This window comes from Paenibacillus catalpae, from assembly GCF_900112695.1.
Classification (GTDB): Bacteria; Bacillota; Bacilli; order Paenibacillales; family Paenibacillaceae; genus Pristimantibacillus; species Pristimantibacillus catalpae.
The window spans coordinates 213,029-234,421 of record NZ_FOMT01000003.1 but is presented as its reverse complement, the minus strand read 5'-3'; the positions used below and the strand labels follow the sequence as shown (position 1 = coordinate 234,421).

Below are 21,393 nucleotides of genomic sequence, written 5' to 3'. Positions count from 1 at the left end.
CCTTTTTCAATATTACATACTAGACTTTCGTTTCCAGAAAAAGGTTGCTATATCTATTGGGAGTACAATCCGTTTCATATTCCCGGGTCCGCGTGTATAAAGATTTAATAGGACTTAAGTACGCATTTCAGGCAAGTTATTCACACGTTCGATTACTCAGCCGATAACTGTAGAAAGAAATGCCTATTCCAGGCAGAGAGAACAAGCTATAGGACAAACAAGGAGGGCATTACAAATGACAACCGCACGTAAGCAAATCTGGCGGGGATTGCGCATCATCCTTCTGATGGCGTTTATTCTGGCCTTATCGGTACAACCGCTGGCACGGACAGTAAGTGCAGCAGACACCGTTCATCACTGGAAGCATTACACGAATGGCGTTGCTTATATGAATCAAGGCAAAATCAAACTGGCGATTAAGGAATTTGAGCTGGCCGTTGCCCAGTCCGTGCAGGCCGGATATTTGCGGAAGCTGGCCGAGGCCTATGCGTCGGACAAGCAATTCCAGAAAGCAGCCGATACGTATTATCGGGAAGCCAAGATCCATAAGGCCATTGGGGAAAAAACAGGCGATCTGAACACCTATTATGCCGTACTCGCCAAAGCCGACGCGCTCAATACGCAGATTGAGCTCTATTTGGAAAAGGCAGGCTCAACCGCGGCAACAACAGGCAGCTTGGCGAAGTTTGAGCCTGCGTCAGGGATGTATATCGGTGCTTATATCGAGAAAGACAGCGGCGTCGAGAAACAAAAGGACGGCAAGTTCAGCGCCTTCAACAAGCTGTCCGGCAAGCAGCATGCCGTATATTTCAATTATCATAAATACGGCAGCGCCTTCCCCTATCATTGGGCAGAAACGGTCAAGAAAGCAGGCGGAGCTATTCAGATTGCCTTGCAGCCGGATAACGGGCTGAGCGCCGTGAAGGATGACGCGTATTTACGCAAATTCGCGCGGGACGCGAAAGCAGCAGGCATCCCGATCTTCCTCCGTTTCGCCTCCGAGATGAACGGCAGCTGGGTGAAGTGGAACGGCAATCCTTCGCTCTACATCGAGAAATTCCGCCTCGTCTCGAAGGTGATGAAGGAAGAAGCGCCAAATGTCGCGATGGTCTGGTCGCCAGCAGCTAATCCGAAACAAAAAATCGCCTCTTATTATCCTGGTGATGATTATGTCGATTGGGTTGGCCTCAGCATCTATAGCGTCAAATATTTCAACGGCAACGTCAAAGAGCCTGCCGACCAGGTCAATCCGCTGGACTCTCTTGATTATACCTATAAGCTTTACGCTTCCCGCAAGCCGATTATGATCAGCGAATTTGGAGCGACGCATTTCAGTAAAGCGGGCAATACTTCGGCCGTAAATTTTGCCATTACGAAAATGAACATGCTTTACCATGGTGCGAAGCTGAAATATCCGAGGGTAAAATCAATCAACTGGTTCAGTCTCAATACTCTGACGGATTCCTACAGCGCGGAACGGAGCTTAAACAACTTCAGCCTGACGGAAAGTCCGGCCTTGCTCAGCTCCTACAGCAAGTTGATTCAAGATCCTTATTACTTGTCCAAGGTTGCATCAGGTACGAGCAGCTATGCAAAAACGGTAAGCAAGTTCGCGAACCAGGGTACGATCGGCAAACCGGCTACCGGCATTGTGTGGGTAAAAACCTATGATCCGTACATCAGCAAAGTGGTAATTAAGCTGGACGGCGCTGTTGTGCTGACGCGTCAGCAGTATCCGTACACCTTCTCGATCCAGCCGGACAAACTGAAAGCCGGCAGCCACAAAATCGAGGTTATCGTATATGATTCCAAGAACCGCGAAGCTTCCCGTAAATCGTATACGTTCAAGACGACTTAATAGAAAATAGGCCGTGCCAAGGTTGTTTACCTTGGTACGGCCTTTACTTTTTCATAGCGCGCTCCGAGTACCAGCGTCCGAGCCATGCAAAGAAGCTGTCCGGATGGACAGCTTCTTGCCATACATTATGAAATGACGCCTTTTTTCAAGATCAGATTAGCGTAAATGGCGCTTTCTCCTGTTGCGACGATGGCATAAGCCTTCTTCGCACGCTCGTAGAACGCGAACCGCTCCACTTCCTCGAACGGCTCTTCCAAGCCGCTGCGCCGCGTAATAATCGCTTTGTACTCGCCCCAGATCGGCGTTTCTGCCGGATCACCGGGCATCACCTGCATGAGAGCGGCCGGCTTTTCCACATATTGATCGAGCGGGAACAGCTGCAGGATCGCATCCAGCAGCTCCGGTACGCCATGTCCGTCACAACGGACTAGACGCTGCGCATGGCTCACCGCCGGGAAATTGCCGTCAGCAAGCACGATTTCATCACTATGCCCCATCTCGGCTAATACCTTCAACAGCTCGGGTGAAATGATTTTCGGAATACCCTTTAACATACTTGGTCCTCCCAATTAGGCAGCCTACAGCAGCTGCTTGAATCGTTCGTAGGTCTCATTCCATATATCCATATCCGACGGCTCGTAAATGTCGACCGGGAAGGAAGCAGCAGACAATTGCCGCGCCTCCGCAAGATCCGTACATTTCCCCAGCGCCATGAACTGCGCCAGCATGTTGCCAATCGCGCTTGCTTCCACCGGCCCTGCCCATACCGGGCGTCCGATTGCATTAGCCGTCAGGCGGCAAAGCAGCTTGTTCTGAATACCGCCGCCAACCATATGCATGCCGCCGTAGCGCTCGCCGGTCAGCTTTTCGATCTGCTCCAGAGCAGATCTGTACCTGAGGGCAAGGCTGTCCATAATACAACGCGCAACCTCCGACTCCGTTATCGGAACGGGCTGACCCGACTCGCGGCAATAGCTTCTTACCTTCTCGGTCATATTCGACGGGCCAAAGAAGCGCAGATCATCCGGGTTAATCAGACTGCGGAAAGCTTCCTCTTGCTCAGCCATATTTGCCAATTCGGCAAAGGAATAGACATTGCCCTGCTCATCCCACTCCCGTTTGCACTCCTGCAATATCCATAGCCCCATAATATTTTTGAGGAGCTGGTATTTGCCGCCTGCACCGCCTTCATTCGAGAACTCGAGCTCCATCGCTTCTGCCGTCAGCAAGGGCTGATCAAGCTCTGTCCCCACCAGTGACCAGGTGCCGCATACCAAATAGACAAATGCTCCTGCCCCGGCCGGAATAGCCGCTACAGCCGACTCCGTATCATGCGTTGCTACCGCTACAGCCTCAACGGATGGAATGCCCAGCTCCTCGCAAACTTCCTCCGACAATGGACCAATCCGCGTGCCCGGATAGACCGGCTCCAGGAATACATCTGACGGAATGCCCAGCTTCTCCATTAAAGACGTGTTCCACTGCCGGCTCTCAGGATGCAGAAGCTGCGTGGTGGTCGCCATCGAAAATTCGCAAGCCCGCTGTCCCGTAAGCAAATAAACGAGCAAATCAGGCGTTAGAAGCAGCGTTCTGGCAGCCTCCAGCTTAGGAGAAGCCGCCTTCTTCATCGCATAGAGCTGATAGATCGTATTAAACGGCATAAACTGCAGACCGCCCTGCCGGAAGAGCTCCTCTTTGCCAAACAAGGCTTCAATCTCCTCAATCAGTCCTTCCGTATGAGGATCCCGATAATGATAAGGATTGCCTAGCAGCTCGCCATTGGCATCCAGGAGCCCAAAGTCAACGCCCCATGTATCTACGCCAAAGGTAACCGGCTTAAACCCAAGCTGGAACGCTTTGCGCAGCGCATGCTTCATCTCCTGCAGCAGCCTTAGAATATCCCAATGCAAATGACGTCCAACCTGAACGGCTACATTCGGAAAACGGTGGATTTCTTCGACTTCCAGCCTGCGCTCTCCGTCTTCGGCTCTCGTCAGCTTGCCAATCAGCGCCCTGCCGCTGCTCGCTCCAAGATCAAACGCCAATACGGTTGTTTGCAACATATGTCTGTATCCCTCCTAGCAGCGGCAGCTGCCTCAAAATGTTATTGCTGCTTCTGCAGCAGCTTAATCCGGTAAGCTTCGCTCTCAAGCGAAGCAATCTCCTCGAACTCTTCCTTCGTCAACACCTTCGGCTCCTTGACTTGGCTGGCAATAAGGAAGATCTTCGCGCTTTCCTCCACAACCTCCGTCCGGTAATACGCTTCACGCAGATTGCGTCCCGTCGTCACAAGACCATGATTGCCAAGCAAAATGCTGCTTGCTTCCTTCACCTTAGGGACAAGAGCATCCGCCAGCTTTTCCGTTGTTGGCAGTACATAAGGAATATAGACGGTCTTGCCGACAAGCGCCGCCTGGTCCGGGAACATAATCGGAAGCTCCTCTTCCACCAGCGTAAAAGCAATACAATAAGGCGGATGCGTATGCACGATCGCGCCGATAGCAGGGTTCGCCCGGTAAGCGTACAAGTGCATAAGCACCTCGGAGGAAGGACGAAGACCGTTCTCCTCCACCGCACCTGTCTCAATATCAACGGCTACCCATTGCTCCGGTTCAATCTCATCCAGCGCAAAGCCGCTTGGGGACAGATACATCTTCCCTTCGTGCTTTGCACTGATGTTTCCGCCCGGCCCAACGACCAGCTTATTTGCCACTGTCTTTCTTGCGTATTTACACAGCTCCTGCCGAATATCCAATCCGCTCATCCCCTAAAAAGAATTTATTTGTACAATGGCCCGAAGTTCGAGCAAGCGCGGTAATCAGCCGCCTCTTTGTCGTTCGTACCAAACAATCCCCAAGCCCGCGGACGGAAAATATTCTCTTCCGGAACATTGTGCATATTCACCGGAATACGCAGCATCGAAGCGAGCGTAATCAGCTCTGCACCGATATGGCCATAGCTGATCGAGCCATGGTTAGCGCCCCAGTTATCCATAACGTCGTAGACTGAAGTGAAGGCTCCCTTGCCTGTCAGAATCGGAGCGAACCAGGTGGTTGGCCAAGTTGGATCTGTCCGGTTGTCGAGTTTGTCATGAACCTCGCTTGGCAGCTCTACTGAGTAGCCTTCCGCAATTTGCAGCACCGGCCCAACGCCTTTTACAAAGTTGATCCGGGACATCGTCATCGGCATGCCGCCGCGGGACAAGAAATCGGAGGAGAAGCCGCCGCCGCGGAAATACTCAACGCCTGCCGGTCTCCAGGAAGTGGCTGCAAGACAATCCGCAGCTTCCTTCTCCGTAATCTCCCAGAAAGGCTTCATCGCTGGCTTGCCGTCAATCTGCTGCTCGCCGCTGCCGTCCAGAGTAGCCGAACCGGAGTTCAGCAGATGCAGGATTCCGTTAGCTGCCAGGCCTTCAAGCTTATGCCCCGTTACACGCTCAACCGATGACGGACTCCAGTAAGTGCGCACATCCGCGAAGATTTGCGGCGTATTCGTCAACAGATAACCAAACAGCATGACAACACCGTTCAAGCTGTCATTCTCCGTCGCAACGATAAATGGAGGGCGGATGCCGTTCCAGTCAAACGAGGAGTTCAGAATCGCTTCCATAAAGTCGCCGTTCGGGAAATGATCCGTCCATTGGCGCTGACCCTGGAAGCCGGACACAATCGCGTTATGGCCCATTGCTTCTTCGCCAAAGCCAAGCTCGGCAAGACGCGGGTTGCCGATCATCAGGTCGCGGGCGATAATCGCCATCTTCACAACGGTCTCCCAATCCTGATCCTTCTTCTCGCGCGAGGTTTGAATCGCAGCCGGGTTGTTGTCCGGACCTTCCACGCAATTCTCCTTCACCCAAGACAAGGCTTTCTCAAATTCCGCAGGATCATAAATCTGCTCTTCGAAGCGGCGGACAAACTCGGACATATCGATATATTCCGTGCGCATGCCGAGATATTCCTGGAAAAAGGAATCGCTTACAATCGAGCCCGCAATGCCCATCGAGACCGATCCCATCGACAGATACGATTTGCCGCGCATATATGCAACGGCAAGACCCGCTTTTGCAAACGACAAGAGCTTGCCTCTCACGTCATCCGGAATTGACGTATCCGATGCTTCCTGTACCTCCTCGCCGTAAATGCCAAATGCCGGAATGCCTTTCTGTGCGTAACCTGCAAGAACGGCTGCCAGATAGACCGCGCCAGGGCGCTCCGTTCCGTTAAAGCCCCATACCGCATTCGGAATGGCCGCATTCATATCCATCGTTTCCGTTCCATAGCACCAGCATGGCGTTACCGTTATCGATACCCCAACATTCTCGCGGGCGAATTTGTCAGCGCATGCCGCTGCTTCTGCTACACCGCCAATCGTCGTATCTGCAATGACACATTCCACCGGTTCGCCGTTCGGATAACGAAGATGCTCGGCGATCAGATTAGCTACCGATCTGGCCATGTTCATCGTTTGCACTTCAAGTGATTCACGAACGCCTTTGCGGCGCCCGTCTATCGTAGGGCGAATCCCGATCTTCGGAAAACCATTCTGAAAGCGATAAGCGATGTCCGTCATTAATACCCCTCCAAATGAGTGAATGATAGTAAAACCAGAAATAAAAATGTTACCGATAACTCTAATTTAGCAAGGCCACCTGTTGCTGTCAATCGTTTTCTCTTGTAAGATAAAAGCATGAATTGTCGATGAGGAGTAGTCATGCATGGTTACCATCTATGATATTGCGGAGAAAGCCAACGTATCCGCAATGACCGTTTCCAGAGTTATCAATAACACAGGCCGAATAAGCGAGAAGACGAGGGCTAAAGTCAAAAAGGTGATGGAAGAACTGAACTATGTTCCGAACCAGATGGCGCGGAGCCTTGTCCTCCAGCAGACCCGCAGCTTGTTCCTGCTGATTACCGATATTACGAACCCTTTCTATACAACGTTATCGCGGGGAGCCGAGGATGCCGCCACCAAGAACGGCTACCGTCTGCTGTTTGGCAACAGCGACGAGAGTCTGGAGAAGGAAGCCGATTATATTAACACCATTCTGACGACCCGGGTAGACGGCGTGATGATTGCTCCGGCCGGTGATCCGTCACTGCCCCATCTCGAATCGCTGCAGCGGCATAACATCCCGTTTGTCCTGCTGGACCGCGAAGTGCCGGGAGTAGAATGCGACATCGTGCTTGGTGACAGCAAGGAAGGCGCCCGCCAATTAGTTAACCACCTTGTTCAGCAGGGTCATTGCCGCATCGCCTTGGTGAACGGATCGGATACGATCTCAAGCGCCCGCCTGCGTCTCGAAGGATACCGGGAAGCGTTAATCCTGAACGGGCTTGCACATGACGAGAAGATTGTCTTCGAGACAAGCTATGGCCCGCGCACCGATCTGTCGGAGATGGATGCCTGGATGGATTCGCTTGATCCGCAGCCTACGGCTCTTGTTGCCGGCAATAATGTTCTGGCAATCGAAGCGATCCGCCTGCTCCGGAAGCGGAATCTCCGGATTCCCGAGGATATCTCGATCGTTTGCTTTGATGATTTCGGCCCCTATTCGGAGGTCGATCCCTTTATGACGGTTGCCGCGCAGCAAGCCTATCAATTCGGCTATTTGGGGATGCAAATGCTGATTGACCGCATTCAGAACAAGAATGAAGCCGGCCCCTGGAAAAAAATCGTCCTGCCCGCGGAATTAATTATCCGCCGGTCGGTCTCTCCTATGAAATAAACAGAAGGCTGAGCGAATACGCTCAGCCTTCTGTTTATTTTTCTTCTTCCATATTTAACGGCAGAATGATCTCAATCGTTGTACCCTCGTCGGGAACGCTCGAAATATGCATGAGACCCTGATGAGCCTCGATGATCCGGGAGCTGATCATAAGGCCTAGCCCCGTCCCCTTCTCCTTGGTTGTAATGAACGGCTGTCCGATCTGACGGATAATCGAATCGGGGATACCCATTCCTTCATCGCGGATCGTCAGGCGCACCCGCTCCTGATCCGGCTCCATCGCCGCCGATATCGTAATTTGTCCCCCCAATGGCATCGCTTCGATTGCGTTTTTAATAATATTGATAAAGACCTGCTTCAGCTGGTTCTCGTCGCAGTAAATCGACGGGATGCAGTTCTCGAATTCCGTTCGGATCGATACGTTCATCAGAATAGCCTGTGTCTCCAGAATGGATATAACCGCGTGTAGAATATGATCCAGCCTGCGCGTGCTGAACTTGGAGAAATGCGGCTTCGCCAGCGTCATAAACTCATTTACGATAAAATTAATCCGGTCCAGCTCATTGGTCATGATGTCATAGTAGAAGGAGTTCCCCTCTGCCTTTGATTTGAGCAGTTGGGTAAAGCCTTTGAGCGCGGTTAACGGATTGCGGATTTCATGCGCCACTCCCGCCGCCAGCTGTCCGATCACCGAAAGCTTCTCGGAGCGGACAAGCATCTCCTCCGACCGCTTCCGGTCCGTCAAATCCCGGATCACGGTCAAAATGACCATTTTGCCACGGTAATTGTGAATCCGGATGCTGGACATCTCTACGTCAATGGTCTGGCCGTCCTTGCACAGCAGCTTATTCTCGATAAAGTTCGTCGGATCATCGGTATGGATTACTTTGTTCAGTACTTTTGTCAGCGCACGGCTGTATGCCGGATCTACATAATCAAAGATTGGTCTTCCGACCATCTCGCTGTCATCCGCGGCACCAATCAGCTTGACTGCTAATTTGTTGGCATACACAATTTCACCGTTGTCGATCAGGACAATCGGCTCAGGGAGGAACTTGATAATTCGCTGATACATATTGGCGCTGTCGCGAAGGGAACGCTCTTTTTCCTTCTTGATCGTAATATCTTGCACAGTACCAAGCAGCGCCGGCTTGCCTTGGAAGGAGATTAGGCAGGAATTGCCCTCGAGGTGGACAGGAGATCCGTCCTTCTTCACCCCTGTAATATTAAAGTGAAAATAGATCTGTTTTTGCTCCATTAAGGTCATCTCTGCATCACGCGTGACCACTTCCAGCTCGCCGGGCAGCATCAGCTGTTCCAGGTCAACCTGCAGCAATTCTTCGTTCGTATATCCATAAAGCGCGGCCAAATAAGGATTCGCGTACAAAATACGGCCATTCTGTCCAACGAATACACCAGCAAGCGCACTGTCAGCCAGATGACTATACAAGCTTTCCGCTTCAAACAAGGAAGCTTCCATCTTGATCCGGTCCGAAATGTCCCTCTCGATTCCGACAAGTCCAATGATCTCTCCGCAGTCATCCCTCAGAGCGGAAATCGTCACGCTAACGTAGACCAACGTCCCGTCCTTGCGCATCTTGAACGTTTCCTGGCATTGCAGAGGCTCGCCGCTTCTCACCTTTTCAATCATAATTCTTCTCTCTTCCAGAAGATGAACAGGCGTGAAACAGCATGGTTTGCCGATCAGCTCTTCTCTTGTCCATCCATGGAGCGCTTCGAAGCCCGGATTAACGTCCAGTACATTCTCGTCCAAATCTATCACGACAATCCCGTCGGGAATATTATTCCATATGGATTCCATAAAGGAATGCTTCATAAAATGACCATGCTTGTCCATTCGAATATTTTCCACCTTTTCGAAGTCAAAGTGATCGCTATTCAAACAATTCCACAAAATGCTGGAATCCCCTGCTTACATGAACATTGAAATTAGATTAATTTTGGGTTTAATGACCATTCATGTATAATGTGGCTATTATTCAGTCACCCGAGGAGAGCTTGAGAAGCAGATGGCTAACCGAAGAAGATGGAACATCGGCGTTCTTCTATTACTTATAATTTTTGTCTATGTGCTGGTCCAATTCTATCTGTCTACCGGGCGGATTAGAGGGCTTGTCACCCCGCTTGAGGCAAGCGAGGAGGATCACGCGAGGCTGCAGATTGCCCTTATCTCGCAAGAGCTGGACAATCCATTCTGGAGATCCGTTGAACAGGGCGCCCTGGAAGCAGCCGGACAATATCATATGGAATTGCAGTATACGGGACCTTTCCGCATTGATGCGGAGGAACAAATGAAGCTTCTCGAGAAAGCCATTGCCTCCAAGATGGACGGCATTATCCTTCAAGGCATAGGCAATGAGCAGAACCGATCGTTAATCGAAAAAGCGAACAAGCTGGGCATTCCGGTCATTGCGGTGGATACGGATGAGCCGGGCAGCAAACGCCTCGCTTATGTAGGCACCAATAATACATACGCCGGGCAAGAGATGGGACGACTGATTGCGGTGGAAAATAAGGACCCGGTCGGCATGATTGGCGTCTTGGTCGGAAGCAAGGACGCCGCGAATCAGCGTCTGCGCCTCGAGGGCTTCCAATCGGTCATTGAAACCTACAGCGGACTGTCCATTGCCGAGGTAAGTGCCTCGAATATTTCCCGGCTGCAAGCCGCGCAGCAAGCGGAGCAAATGCTGAAGGAGCATCCCGAGATCAAATACATGGTAGGCTTCAGCTCCCTTGACGGGATTGGCATGGCAGAAGCCGTTGCCCGGATCAAGCCAGGCGGCGTGAAAATATACGCCTTTGACGATTTGGAGGATACACTTGCCGCCATAAAAAATAAGCAGATCGTATCTTCGATCGTACAGCAGCCCTCCCAGATGGGTTATAAAGCCGTGTCCATCCTGAATGATTATTTTCAAGGGCGGACCGTCACTCCACAGCAGTACACTCCTATTTCCGTCCTAACGGACAAGGAGGTCTCTGCCCGGTGACACTCCGCAAAAAGTTGCTGTTCTTTATTCCGCTGCTCGTTCTGCTTACGAACGGCGTGACTTTCTTCCTGTTTGAAAGCTCCAAAACCGTACAGCACAGCTACAATACAATGATGGACCGCATGCTCCTCTACACGCAATCAGCGCAAACAGCCGACAATAATGTCCGGGCCTTGTATACCTATTTGCTTAATCCTGAAGAAAGCAGCCGGCTTGCCCTTCAGCGGCAGCAGGCAGCCCTTGTCCAGACCAAGGAACGGCTGGCCAATCAGCGAACCGAATCCGATATTGCCGGTGTGCTGCAAGGGTATGTGCATATGCTTGAGACGCTTGCGGAACAAGCGCAGGCAGCCGGAAAATCCGAAGCTCCAACAGAGGCGCTTGCCTACTATGAAGATGCGGAGCGGACAAGCTCTTTTATCCGCGAGGAGGAACGCAGGCTTATTGACCTGGAGCTTAGCGCCTATGAACCGGTATACCGGAGCGTTCAATTGGAAATCGTACGAATGGACTGGCTTGGACCCGCAGTGTTCATCATTAATACCCTGCTCAGTATCGTCCTTGCCCTATGGATCTCCAGAAGCATTACCGAGCCCGTAGACCGTCTGGTACAAACAGCCCGGCGTCTGTCCAAGGGACAGCTGGATCCTGCATACCTTCCGGATCGATCAAATGATGAGCTTGGCATCCTGTCGGAATCGTTCCGGCATATGATTAATGACTTGAATGATTTGATGGGCAGGGATAAGGAACGGATGGAATCGGAGCGTCTGGTCAAAGAGCTTGAGCTTCAGGCGCTTCAGAGTCAGATTAATCCGCATTTTTTATTTAACACGCTAAATGTGCTTTCCAAACTGGCACTCCTGGAAGGAGCCGATCAGACAAGCGATCTCATTGTGTCGATGTCCAAGCTGATCCGTTATAATCTGAGTCAGTTGGACCGGCCCGTTACGCTTGGAGATGAGCTAAAGCATGTTCGGGAATATTTTACGATCCAGCAGGCCCGCTTCCGGAGCCGTGTAGAGATCGGGCAGAAGATCGACGAGTCCGTACTGGGAATATTGATCCCCGCTCTGACCATCCAACCGCTTGTGGAAAATGCCTTTGTCCATGGCGTGGAACGGATGGAATCCGGCGGAGTAATTCAGCTTGTTATAGAGCAAACGGGTGAGAATGTGGTGGTCGCCATCACGGATAACGGTGCAGGAATGAATGCTGCGGAGCGTGATTCGCTCCTGGCTATGCAAGACCCTCCCAGCCCCGCACCTGCCAAAAAAAATTCTATGGGCTTTGGCACCCGCAATGTCATCAAGCGGCTGAGACTGTTTTATAACCGGCCGGATATTGTCCGGATTGAAAGCGAGCCAGGACGGGGAACGTCGGTTATTCTCCTCCTGCCCAAGACGCCTGCAAAAGAGCAGAAAGGAGGAGCGATTCACGATGTACCGTCTATTGATCGCTGATGATGAAGCGCTGGAGCGCGAAGGGCTCGAGCTTCTCATTCATCGCATGCTGCCTGGCATGTTTCAGATCGCCCACGCCGATAATGGCCGGCGAGCCATTGAACAGGCGGAGGAATTCCGCCCGCATATCATTATGATGGATATTAATATGCCCGGTATTCAAGGTTTGCAGGCTATCCGGGAAATTAAGTCGCTGCTGCCGGACACCAAGTTTATTCTGGTAACGGCTTATGACTTTTTTGCCTATGCCAAAGAAGCGGTATCGCTTGGCGTGAAGGAATATATCGTGAAGCCTGCCGGTCGCGAGCAAATCTCCTCCACCCTATCCCAGCTCATTGACGAATTGGAGCGCGATAAGTCCAAACGGACCGAAGAGCTCCACTTAAGAGATAAGGTATCCCAGCTGCATCCGCTGGTAGAGAATGAGCTGTCCCTCTTGTTTATGGTCGATCAAGTACTGGATGCGGATGAAATGCAATTATCCGACTGGCTGGACTTCCCGCTCGATGAAGGATGTGCTGTTGTTGTCGCCTTTCCGAAGCAGATTTATACGCTCGACAAGAAAAAGCTGTACGAGACCTTCCGAAGTTTTGCGAAAACGTACGGAATATCCTGTATTGTCAGCTCCTTGATTGACCTGCATATGGCCATCTTTATACGGAATGATACGGGGGAGACTTCCTGGAAACCGGGTATCAAGTCTTTTGGCGAGAAGCTGTGCAGTCTGTCCGAGCGGCAATTCCAGGTGCCGATTACCGTCGGAATCGGATCGGTCCAATCCGGTGCGGACGGCTGGCGCAAATCGTATTTCGAAGCCGTATTTGCCTCTGATGTTGACCGGCATATAGGCGAGGTTTGTGATTTCGAGGAGGTTGTGCAAGGCCCCGGTTCAAATACGCCGGAGCGCCCCGTCTCTTCGGATGAGCAAGCGCATTCGGAGGATCAGCGTTCCTATGTCATTTCCGCTCTGCAGCGGATCCGGGAGCAGAGGGAACAGCAGACGATCACTGTCATAGATAAAGCCAAGCAGTATATCATGCTGCATTTTACAGAGGAGCTGTCACTCGAGGAAACGGCCGAGCATGTCCACTTGAACCCTCATTACTTCAGCAAAGTGTTCAAGCAGCAGGTCGGGGCAACCTTTATCGATTATTTGACGGGCCTTAGGATTGATAAAGCAAAGCAGCTGATCGCCTCTGCCGATGAGCTGGCCTTGAAGGAAGTGTGCTTTGAAGTCGGGTATAAAGATCCGAATTATTTCAGCCGGGTATTTAAGCGCGTAACCGGAGTCACTCCGACGGAATACCGCAGTCAAGCGAAATGATCAGGATATTCAGGAAGTTCATGCCACTCTCGGGCATGGACTTTTTTGTTATGCAGACTAAAAAAATGCTACTCCCGCAAAACTCTTTCCATTACGGCCGGAGCCGCGCCATTACGATGCTGGAACATCACAAATATGTGCTGTCGAATACCCGCTAATGTCTGCGGTTCCGGTGATATAATGAGAAACGCTTCAACATACAACCACTTATTCAATTAGTCATATGGAAGGGGAATAAATAAAGTGAGCAGCTTAAACACTAACCTCTCCGCCAATGCCCACAACGGCAAAAGCATGAAGTTCGTTACGCTCGTTTCCATGATTGCCGCCCTTGGCGGTTTATTATTCGGCTTTGATACAGCCGTTGTATCCGGTGCTATCGGATTTATGCAAGACCGGTTTGACCTTAACGAGGTGGAAGTCGGCTGGGCCGTCTCCTCGCTTATCATCGGATGTATTGTCGGCGCGGCTTTCTCGGGAGTACTGAGCGACCGTTTCGGCCGCAAAAAAGTACTTATCGCAGCAGCAGTCCTGTTCATTATCGGATCGATCGGCTCTGCTATTCCGGATACTTTCTCGATGTATATCATCGCCCGTATAATTGGCGGTCTTGGCATCGGGATCACCTCTACTCTCTGTCCGCTGTATAACGCGGAGATCGCACCGGCCAAATATCGCGGCCGTCTCGTTGCCTTGAACCAATTCGCAACGGTAACCGGGATCTTCCTTGTCTACTTCGTTAACTCCGGGATTGCCGGCTATGGCGATGATGCCTGGGATATTGCTAATGCATGGCGCTGGATGTTTGGTGTCGGCGTTGTGCCTGGTGTTCTCTTCTTCATCTTGTTGTTCTTCGTACCAGAGAGCCCTAGATGGCTGATCAAGCAAGGCAAATCGGAACAGGCGTTAAACATCCTTCTTCGTATCCACGGTGAAGCTGATGCGAAGCAAGAAGTTCTGGATATTAAAGCATCATTTGCTATAGAAAAAGGCAGCTCGTTAAAAGAGATTTTCCGCCCGGGTATTCGCCTGGCACTAATCGTTGGTGTTGTGCTTGCGATCCTTCAGCAAGTAACGGGTATTAACGCGGTTATGTACTATGCGCCGGAAATCTTTAAATCGATGGGTTCGGGCACGGATTCTTCCCTTGTCCAAACGATTCTGATCGGTCTCGTTAACTTCCTGTTCACGATTCTCGCGATCTGGCTGATCGACAAAGTCGGCCGTAAAGTATTGCTGCTTGTTGGTTCGTCTGTCATGACAATCTGTCTGGCGGTTATCGGTATTGCGTTCCATACCGGACACACGACCGGTTCACTTATTCTTGTCTTTATTCTGATCTATGTAGCAGCCTTTGCCGTATCGCTTGGACCTGTCGTTTGGGTTATCTTGAGCGAAATCTTCCCGAACCGTGTCCGCGGCCGGGCTACCGCAATTGCTTCGATGGCACTCTGGATTGCCGATTATGTTGTATCGCAATCGTTCCCGCCAATGCTGGAGTCGGCAGGTCCTGCCGTAACGTTCTGGATCTTCGGCGCGATGTCGCTGATTACGTTCTTGTTCACGATGCGTGTCGTTCCGGAAACGAAAGGCAAGTCGCTCGAGGAAATTGAGGCGTCCTGGAACAAATAAAAGTGTCGTTGGAAGGTGGGTATCTCCTTCGGCCGCTGTTGCCTGCAATTTCTTGAACAACATTCAAATGTTGCAATTTGCAGGCAAAGGCAGGCGCTTAAAACTTTCTGAAAGAAAGTCGCTTCGGAAGTATATGCTTTCCTCGGGAGATACCCCTTTTCTTCAATCGATTACCATTCTAATAAAAGCAAGTAAGCTGGGCGATTAACTTCGCCCAGCTTATTTTTTGTTTATAACCCATTTTCTGAAGCGTTCATCTGCCTCTTCATTTGATTTTACATTACAAATATAGACCCCTCTAAAATCTTCAACATCCGGGTCTAAATAATAAAGATCCATCGTCCCGTCCACTCTCTCCCATGCAATGCCTTCTTCATGGTTATGGGGAGAATGTTCCTTATCCCAATTACCTACGTGAAGATGATTGCCGGTATAATAGATATCCTCTCCCGAGAAAAGAATTATCAAAGATTCTAATGGATTACCGATTGCTGCCCCCCGTTCGTGAGCTGCTCTCTCGGCAGCTTCCACCATTGATAACTGGGCGACGGCTATCTTCTTATCCGGTTCGGATTGCAGAAGGTTATGGATATACTTGCATACTTCTTCTGTGTATCGAGTTTTATGGCCCTCCATAATAAGGTCAAAAGTATGTTCAATGATGCGGGCCTCGATGTCCGGTGGTTGTTGGCCCCGTGATGCGGCAGCATTATTCAGCCTTTTCATTGTTCCTTCAACCGTTGCAGGGTTCGTAAACAGTAGAATTTGCGGTTGTGTTATTTGACACAGCTCATTGAAAAAGGGCTCGTCTATTTTTATGATGGGAATAGAGATTTCAATTTCTTCCAGCAAAGCTATATAGTTCGTGCAGGTAATAAGAATGACATCAACTCCCGATTGGGCGATCCATTCGAGCTGCTCGATGACTTTGGCCTTCGCTTTCGTCAGATCGAAGCTTGTATCAACCATTATCCGGTTCATAAGTCCAGGATCAACAAAGTGAATCAGCTCCGCCTTCGAGCCAATAGCAGCTTGAATATATTCAATGTTGGAATAATGGGCATGCAAACAGCCGATTTTCATTTCTGATCACCTTGCCTAAAGTAATTGGTATTTATAAAAGGAGGACCTGTCATGCTACCGTGCGCGAACGCATTAGGAGTTATCATACACAATGATACAATTCTCGTGGAAGAAAAACACGAACACTCAAAAGGAACCGGTTATTATTACCGGCCTATCGGCGGAACAATTGAGCTGGGTGAGCATTCGAGAGAAACGTTAGTTAGAGAATATCACGAGGAGCTGGGAGCTGACTTTACAATAATTCGCTATATTTGTTGTTTCGATCCGGTTAACTGATTTCACAGAAGGATCAAAAACGTTATACCCCAATGGATTAGCGGCACTGCTTCTCTAAAAAGCTGCTTTCGGTTTACTGAAATCGGAGAGACGGAGTATGACGAGTAATAGAAAGGGCGCCTCGAAGAAGGTGCCCTTTCTTATTGTTGCACTTTATTCCATTCGGATATCCGCAGCCTTCATCTCCCAGATCCGCATGCTGGAGACAACGGATTCGCCGCTGCTTGTACGCAGCTGAATTCCGCTGCTGTCCTCCAGGGCTGGATAGACTCTGGCCGTAAGGCAAGTCTCGTCATCCACAAATACTTCTACTATAGACTGATCCGCAAATATACGCAGTTTGATTCTTTCCGTACCCTCTGTAGACGGGAGCTCACCCTTAACCGGGGTTTTATGTACTTTTGGAAGCAGACTTGAATTCGTGCGGTCGATTGTAATGGATTTGGAGGCAAGGTCTAGACGGACATCCGTATGCTCCTTGCCGCATGCCGAAGCAAAGACGGAAATAATTAGAGCTGTGTTAGCCATCGTCTGTCTGTCGAGTTCGAGCGAGCATTCGAAAGAGGCCGATTGTATTCCTGTACTTGTTGGTGTTGGCCCAACAGCGATATCCGTAAAGCTGCGACTCTCGCCCCTCAGTGTCTCCAGTTCAGGCACTGGTGACATGGAGAGAGCCCCGCTTGCCTTCAGATCAACGACACGCGGCAGTGCGAGTGCCCCGGCCCAGTCCAGGTTCTCAGGGAACTCTTCGCCCCTGCTGCCTTCCGGGATCCAGCCATGTAAAATGCGGCGTCCGTTCTCATCAACAAATCCGGTTGATGCATAATAGCCTTCCCATCCGCCGGAGTCGACGGTGCCGTGTTTTTGCACATCTATCAGCTTATCGCCGCTAATGGTGCCGGAAAGATATCGTACCGGACCGCTCGGAGAGTAGAATAAAACCGCTTTATCGCCAAAACGGAACAGATGCGGGCATTCCCAGATCCATTCTTCGCCTTTATAAAAAATCCCCTTAAAGCTCCATTGTTCTAAATCGTCAGAATGGTAAATGAAGGCACAGCCTTTTTCCTCATGAATGCCGCCAAGGATCATTCGCCACCCGTCTTCACTCTTCCAGACGTAAGGATCTCTCCAATCCTTAATCTGAAGATCCTCATGCAAATCCAAAGTCAGGACCGGGTTAATAGCTGGCTTGTGCCAAGTGCGTAAATCTGTCCCGCGGGCCATCCATTGCTGAGCACCTGTAGTTGGATTCCGATCACCTTCACCAATGCTTGTATAAAACATCGTCACTTCCCCGTCATTAACAACGGAACAGCCCGAAAAACAATGGGACTCGCCAAGCTCATAGGATGGAGCCAACCCAACCGGCAGATGAGTCCAGTTCACCAAATCAGGGCTTGCAGCATGCCCCCAATGAATATCGCCCCATTCGGGCTTTGAAGGATTATGCTGATAAAACAAATGATACACGCCGTTTAACTGAAAAGGGCCATTCGGGTCGTTCATCCAATTGCGTGGTGCCGTAAAATGATACCTTGGTCTATAACGGTCCATGAAATCTCCCCTATCCTATTTGCTGCCAGCTATATGCTAACGTACGTTTACATTCACAATATAAACGATATATTAAATATGTCAACACTTGAACGAGAATCATTCTTCAAATGGGTAAAGATGATCTCTTCGCGGCTTTATTAAGCATCAAGCATAGCTATGGAAGCATCCGCTAATTGATGCAGTCTCTTATCTCTGAATGCAAGGAATTTCTATTGTTGGCAAAAAAACAGGCTGAAGAATATTAAAGTTTAGTAAACTTCCAATTAAAAACCGATGGAACATCATGAAATATTAAGATTATGTTAGCTAAATTGACAAAACCGGAGAATAAGTTTTTAATATGGGAATGATCGATCTCATTTACTGCGCAGGGCAATACAAATAAATGGACATCAAAGAGGAGACAGTGAGTGACCATGAGCAATCAAAGCAAAGCCGGTAAGATGCATCGGAATCCCAATAAAGAAAATACATTCTTATTCCTTTCGGACATTAATTCCATATTGGTAAGCGGGGAAGACACAAACGGGGAATTTTGCGTGGTGCATTGTTCGGTTAGCGAGAATGATGGACCTCCCCTTCATATCCATGGAAATGAAGACGAATCTTTTTATTTGTTGGATGGAGAATTAGAGATGACGCTTGGGGATGAAACGTTTTTGGTTAAAAGCGGGGAATATGTCTTCGCCCCTCGCGGTATTCCGCATACCTTTAAGGCGAAATCAAAAAAAGCCCGTTTCCTGGTTACGGCCTACCCTGCAGGATTCGATTCATTTGTAAAGGAGTTGGGCGTTCCTTACGAGGAAGGAATGGAAACACAAATTCAGCCCCCTACTCCTGAACTGATTCAGACACTCATACAAGTATCCAAAAAATACAATATTACTTATCCGGGTCTTTAAGATTATGATTGGACATCATACGATTTCTATCGACGGGGTAGAACAAAGCTTTCACATAGCCGGCAAAGGGCCGGTTTGTCTGGTCCATGCAGGCGGTCCCGGTTTCCATTGGAATTATATGCGTATGCCGTTACTTGAACAAACTATGACCGTTGTCTATATCGAACCTGTAGGAACGGGGAATTCAGGAATGCTGCCTGATGGGGATTACAATATGCTGCGGTATGCCTATCATGCCCATAAAATCGCAGAGCACATTGGAGCCCATAGACCCTACTTCCTGGGACATTCCCACGGAGGTTTTGTCGGAATACAATATGCCCTTGATTACCCGGATGAGCTCGGAGGACTGATTCTCTATAGCAGCGCTCCTTGTATGGGACCTGATCTTGGTATGGAGCAGGTTCGGCAAATCGAGCTCTATGCGCAGCGCTGGCCGGATCGTCCCGAGGCACAAGATGCGAAACAGGCTTGGATGGACATGATAACAGGAGCAGCACAAGACAATGAGTCCATTCTGATTCTCTTGAAGCGGTTGTTACCCGCATTCTTCGGCGATTATTGGAACCTCCCGAAAGAGTTCATGGAATGGAAAGACCATTTGAATTTCAACGTTGTTCCGAATCGGAAGCCGTATACGTGGGATGCGAGAGATGTTATAAATACGATTCATACACCGACTCTCATCCTGGTCGGCGAATATGATTTCAACTGCGGCCCGCGTTGGGCTGCGGAAATGGCTGAGCAAATGCCTAACTCGCAGCTCTATACCTTTGAAGCAGGCGGTCATATGAGCCATGTCGAGAGTCCGCAAGAATTATCGAGAGTCGTGACCGATTTCGTCTTTCAGGTCAAAAAGGCTTGACCTTTAGTGAGTGAACCGGAGTCGATCTGTCAAAAAATAAGAACGGCCGTGCAGAGATGATATCATCTGCACGGCCGTTCTTGTTATGGGGTAAGGTAAGAGGCAGCTCCCGTCCTCTTAAGGTTTAATTGCGTCGTAGTATTTCGACTGCATTTCTTTAGCAGCTGCGTCTAGCTGTGCTTGAAGGTCGGTACCTTTTTTCGAGAATACTTCTTGCAGCACGTTTGTCATAGAGCCGTAGTATTCTTGCGTGTTGTACTGGGCTTCAGGTTTGCCGTCGAGCAGAGCGTTCGATTCAGCGTTGTATTTGTACACGTTGTCGTATTTATCGAAGATGGCTTGCGCTTTTTGGCCGTATTCCGAGTCCGGGCTGAAGTAGTTGATATGCGGCGGAATGAAGAACTTGCCTTCCGTTTGACGGGCTTGGATATCCTTCTCGAGAGATGCCAGGTAGTCGTCTGTGAAGTAATCGAATGTAATGTAACGGAATGCCATTTCTTGCTCGTCTTTTGTTGCGTTCGGGTTGATGACGAGGTAGTCGCCGCCCAGTACGCCGGTATGCTTGCCGCCTGCCTGAGCTGCAGGCATTGGGTAAGTCAGTACGTCTTCGATCTTCATGCCGCCTTGGTTCAGCGCTTGCTCAAGCACGCCTTCCGCACCAGCGATAACCATTGCCGTGCGTCCTTGGCCAAATGCACCTACTGCATCGCCCCAGCCAAGTGCCCAGTCTTTCGGAATAACGTCTGCATCCCATCTGAGTTTGTTATAGAAATCAAGTGCTTTTAGACCGGCTTCGGAGTTGAAAGCCGCTGTTACTTTGCCGTCCGCAATGTTTTGAATCTCGCCGCCAGCCTCGAACAAGAAGTTAGTCCAGTTCCAGCCTGCTTCATTGCCTTTGCCCATTGGCGCGATGCCAGCAATGCCTTTTTTCGCATCCGCTACGCCTTTGGCCGTGTTCAGCATATCGTCCCACGTCCAGTCGTACGAAGGAACCGCTACGCCTTTATCGTCCAGCATTTTTTTGTTAACAACCGTTGTCGTAACGTAACCTTTTTGAGCGACGCCATACACTTTGCCGTCTATGATGAATTGGTTTTGAAGAACCGGGTTGATTTGGTCTTTGAATTCATAGCTGTTGTACAGGTCTGTAATGTCAGCCGCCCAGCCTTTTTCGACCAGGAACTTGGCTTCTGTAGCATACGTGTTGAAAAAGGTTGGCGCTTCGTTTGCCGCCATTTTAATCCCGATTTCGTTAGGAGCATAATGCCAGTCGCTCTTCACGATCTCAACGTTAGGGTACACTTTGTTGAAGCGTGCGATTTTGTCATCTTCCAGCTTCCGGTTCTCTACTTGGTCAGGAAGCGGATAATAAATGCTGATTTTAACTTTTTTCTGAGTGATGTCTTCTGTCTGCTCTGGAGTGTCAGTAGCCGTATTTGTGCTGGCGCTTGCGTTTGCGTTGCTTTCTGCTGGCTTTTGGTTTCCGTTGCTTGTTGTGTTATTGTTGCCGCCGCAAGCTGCAAGGGTCGAACAAAGCAATACCGCTGCTACTGCCGTAACGATGTTCTTTCTCATTGAAACTCCCCTTCTCGTGATAATTTATTTGCTGCTCCCTCATCATAGTGGAGAATGGAGGGAGCCTGCGAGGTGTATTCCTATTCCGATCATGTGCACGATTACGATTTGAA

General features: G+C 49.9%; 16 protein-coding genes and 1 pseudogene. 9 read left to right on the top strand and 8 right to left on the bottom strand.

What is annotated here, in order from left to right; all coding sequences use genetic code 11:
- Nucleotides 1-235 precede the first annotated feature (235 nt).
- Nucleotides 236-1,858, top strand: a complete 1,623-nt coding sequence (locus BM200_RS14775) for a glycosyl hydrolase (RefSeq protein WP_091186818.1) — start codon at nt 236-238, stop codon at nt 1,856-1,858.
- Nucleotides 1,859-1,983: 125 nt separating this feature from the next.
- Here BM200_RS14775 and BM200_RS14770 read toward each other — a convergent pair whose 3' ends face one another.
- The 4 genes from BM200_RS14770 to BM200_RS14755 are packed head-to-tail and all read right to left on the bottom strand — an operon-like array spanning nt 1,984 to nt 6,427.
- Nucleotides 1,984-2,412, bottom strand: a complete 429-nt coding sequence (locus BM200_RS14770; protein WP_091186814.1) for an RbsD/FucU family protein — start codon at nt 2,410-2,412, stop codon at nt 1,984-1,986.
- Between the two features lie 24 nt (nt 2,413-2,436).
- Entirely contained in the window at nt 2,437-3,921 is a 1,485-nt protein-coding gene (locus BM200_RS14765) for a rhamnulokinase (protein WP_091186812.1), read from the bottom strand.
- Nucleotides 3,922-3,962: 41 nt separating this feature from the next.
- Nucleotides 3,963-4,622, bottom strand: coding sequence for a class II aldolase/adducin family protein (locus BM200_RS14760; protein ID WP_091186810.1), 660 nt, complete (start codon nt 4,620-4,622; stop codon nt 3,963-3,965).
- A gap of 14 nt (nt 4,623-4,636) precedes the next feature.
- Nucleotides 4,637-6,427 carry an L-fucose isomerase gene (locus BM200_RS14755; RefSeq protein WP_091186807.1) on the bottom strand — a complete coding sequence of 597 codons (1,791 nt, stop codon included), beginning with the start codon at nt 6,425-6,427 and terminating at the stop codon, nt 4,637-4,639.
- A 145-nt stretch (nt 6,428-6,572) separates the two neighbouring features.
- On the opposite strand from BM200_RS14755, the gene BM200_RS14750 reads away from it, so the two are divergent.
- The gene (locus tag BM200_RS14750; protein ID WP_091186804.1) at nt 6,573-7,586 is read left to right on the top strand and encodes a LacI family DNA-binding transcriptional regulator; all 1,014 of its coding nucleotides are present in this window, start codon (nt 6,573-6,575) and stop codon (nt 7,584-7,586) included.
- 34 nt (nt 7,587-7,620) lie between these two features.
- On the opposite strand, the gene BM200_RS14745 is transcribed toward BM200_RS14750, so the two are convergent.
- The gene (locus BM200_RS14745) at nt 7,621-9,444 is read right to left on the bottom strand and encodes a PAS domain-containing sensor histidine kinase (protein WP_091186801.1); all 1,824 of its coding nucleotides are present in this window, start codon (nt 9,442-9,444) and stop codon (nt 7,621-7,623) included.
- A 172-nt stretch (nt 9,445-9,616) separates the two neighbouring features.
- On the opposite strand from BM200_RS14745, the gene BM200_RS14740 reads away from it, so the two are divergent.
- The 4 genes from BM200_RS14740 (at nt 9,617) to BM200_RS14725 (ending at nt 15,016) form a co-directional block, all read left to right on the top strand.
- On the top strand, nt 9,617-10,597 hold the full coding sequence (locus BM200_RS14740) for a substrate-binding domain-containing protein (protein WP_091186800.1): 981 nt from the start codon (nt 9,617-9,619) through the stop codon (nt 10,595-10,597).
- The gene (locus tag BM200_RS14735) at nt 10,594-12,060 is read left to right on the top strand and encodes a sensor histidine kinase (protein ID WP_091186797.1); all 1,467 of its coding nucleotides are present in this window, start codon (nt 10,594-10,596) and stop codon (nt 12,058-12,060) included. The genes BM200_RS14740 and BM200_RS14735 overlap by 4 nt, the downstream gene beginning before the upstream one ends.
- On the top strand, nt 12,038-13,384 hold the full coding sequence (locus BM200_RS14730) for a response regulator transcription factor (RefSeq protein WP_091186794.1): 1,347 nt from the start codon (nt 12,038-12,040) through the stop codon (nt 13,382-13,384). The genes BM200_RS14735 and BM200_RS14730 overlap by 23 nt, the downstream gene beginning before the upstream one ends.
- A gap of 243 nt (nt 13,385-13,627) precedes the next feature.
- Complete coding sequence (locus tag BM200_RS14725) at nt 13,628-15,016, top strand: sugar porter family MFS transporter (RefSeq protein WP_281248380.1); 1,389 nt, start codon at nt 13,628-13,630, stop codon at nt 15,014-15,016.
- A gap of 462 nt (nt 15,017-15,478) precedes the next feature.
- Here the strand turns inward: BM200_RS14725 and BM200_RS14720 are convergent.
- A pseudogene (locus BM200_RS14720) lies at nt 15,479-16,099 on the bottom strand (hypothetical protein); the annotation flags it as partial.
- Between the two features lie 51 nt (nt 16,100-16,150).
- On the opposite strand from BM200_RS14720, the gene BM200_RS14715 reads away from it, so the two are divergent.
- Nucleotides 16,151-16,378 (top strand): NUDIX domain-containing protein, encoded by a 228-nt coding sequence (locus BM200_RS14715; protein ID WP_091186793.1) that lies wholly within the window; start codon nt 16,151-16,153, stop codon nt 16,376-16,378.
- A gap of 153 nt (nt 16,379-16,531) precedes the next feature.
- Here the strand turns inward: BM200_RS14715 and BM200_RS14710 are convergent, their stop codons facing one another.
- A complete protein-coding gene (locus BM200_RS14710) occupies nt 16,532-17,935 on the bottom strand; it encodes a glycoside hydrolase family 32 protein (RefSeq protein WP_091186791.1) in 1,404 nt (467 codons plus the stop codon).
- A 419-nt stretch (nt 17,936-18,354) separates the two neighbouring features.
- Here BM200_RS14710 and BM200_RS14705 point away from each other — a divergent pair, with 419 nt between their 5' ends.
- Nucleotides 18,355-18,840: a quercetin 2,3-dioxygenase gene (locus tag BM200_RS14705; protein WP_091186789.1), complete on the top strand. Its 486-nt coding sequence runs from the start codon at nt 18,355-18,357 to the stop codon at nt 18,838-18,840.
- A gap of 4 nt (nt 18,841-18,844) precedes the next feature.
- Nucleotides 18,845-19,705 (top strand): alpha/beta fold hydrolase, encoded by an 861-nt coding sequence (locus BM200_RS14700; RefSeq protein ID WP_091186786.1) that lies wholly within the window; start codon nt 18,845-18,847, stop codon nt 19,703-19,705.
- Between the two features lie 117 nt (nt 19,706-19,822).
- Here the strand turns inward: BM200_RS14700 and BM200_RS14695 are convergent, their stop codons facing one another.
- Complete coding sequence (locus tag BM200_RS14695) at nt 19,823-21,280, bottom strand: ABC transporter substrate-binding protein (protein ID WP_091186782.1); 1,458 nt, start codon at nt 21,278-21,280, stop codon at nt 19,823-19,825.
- Nucleotides 21,281-21,393: the final 113 nt, after the last annotated feature.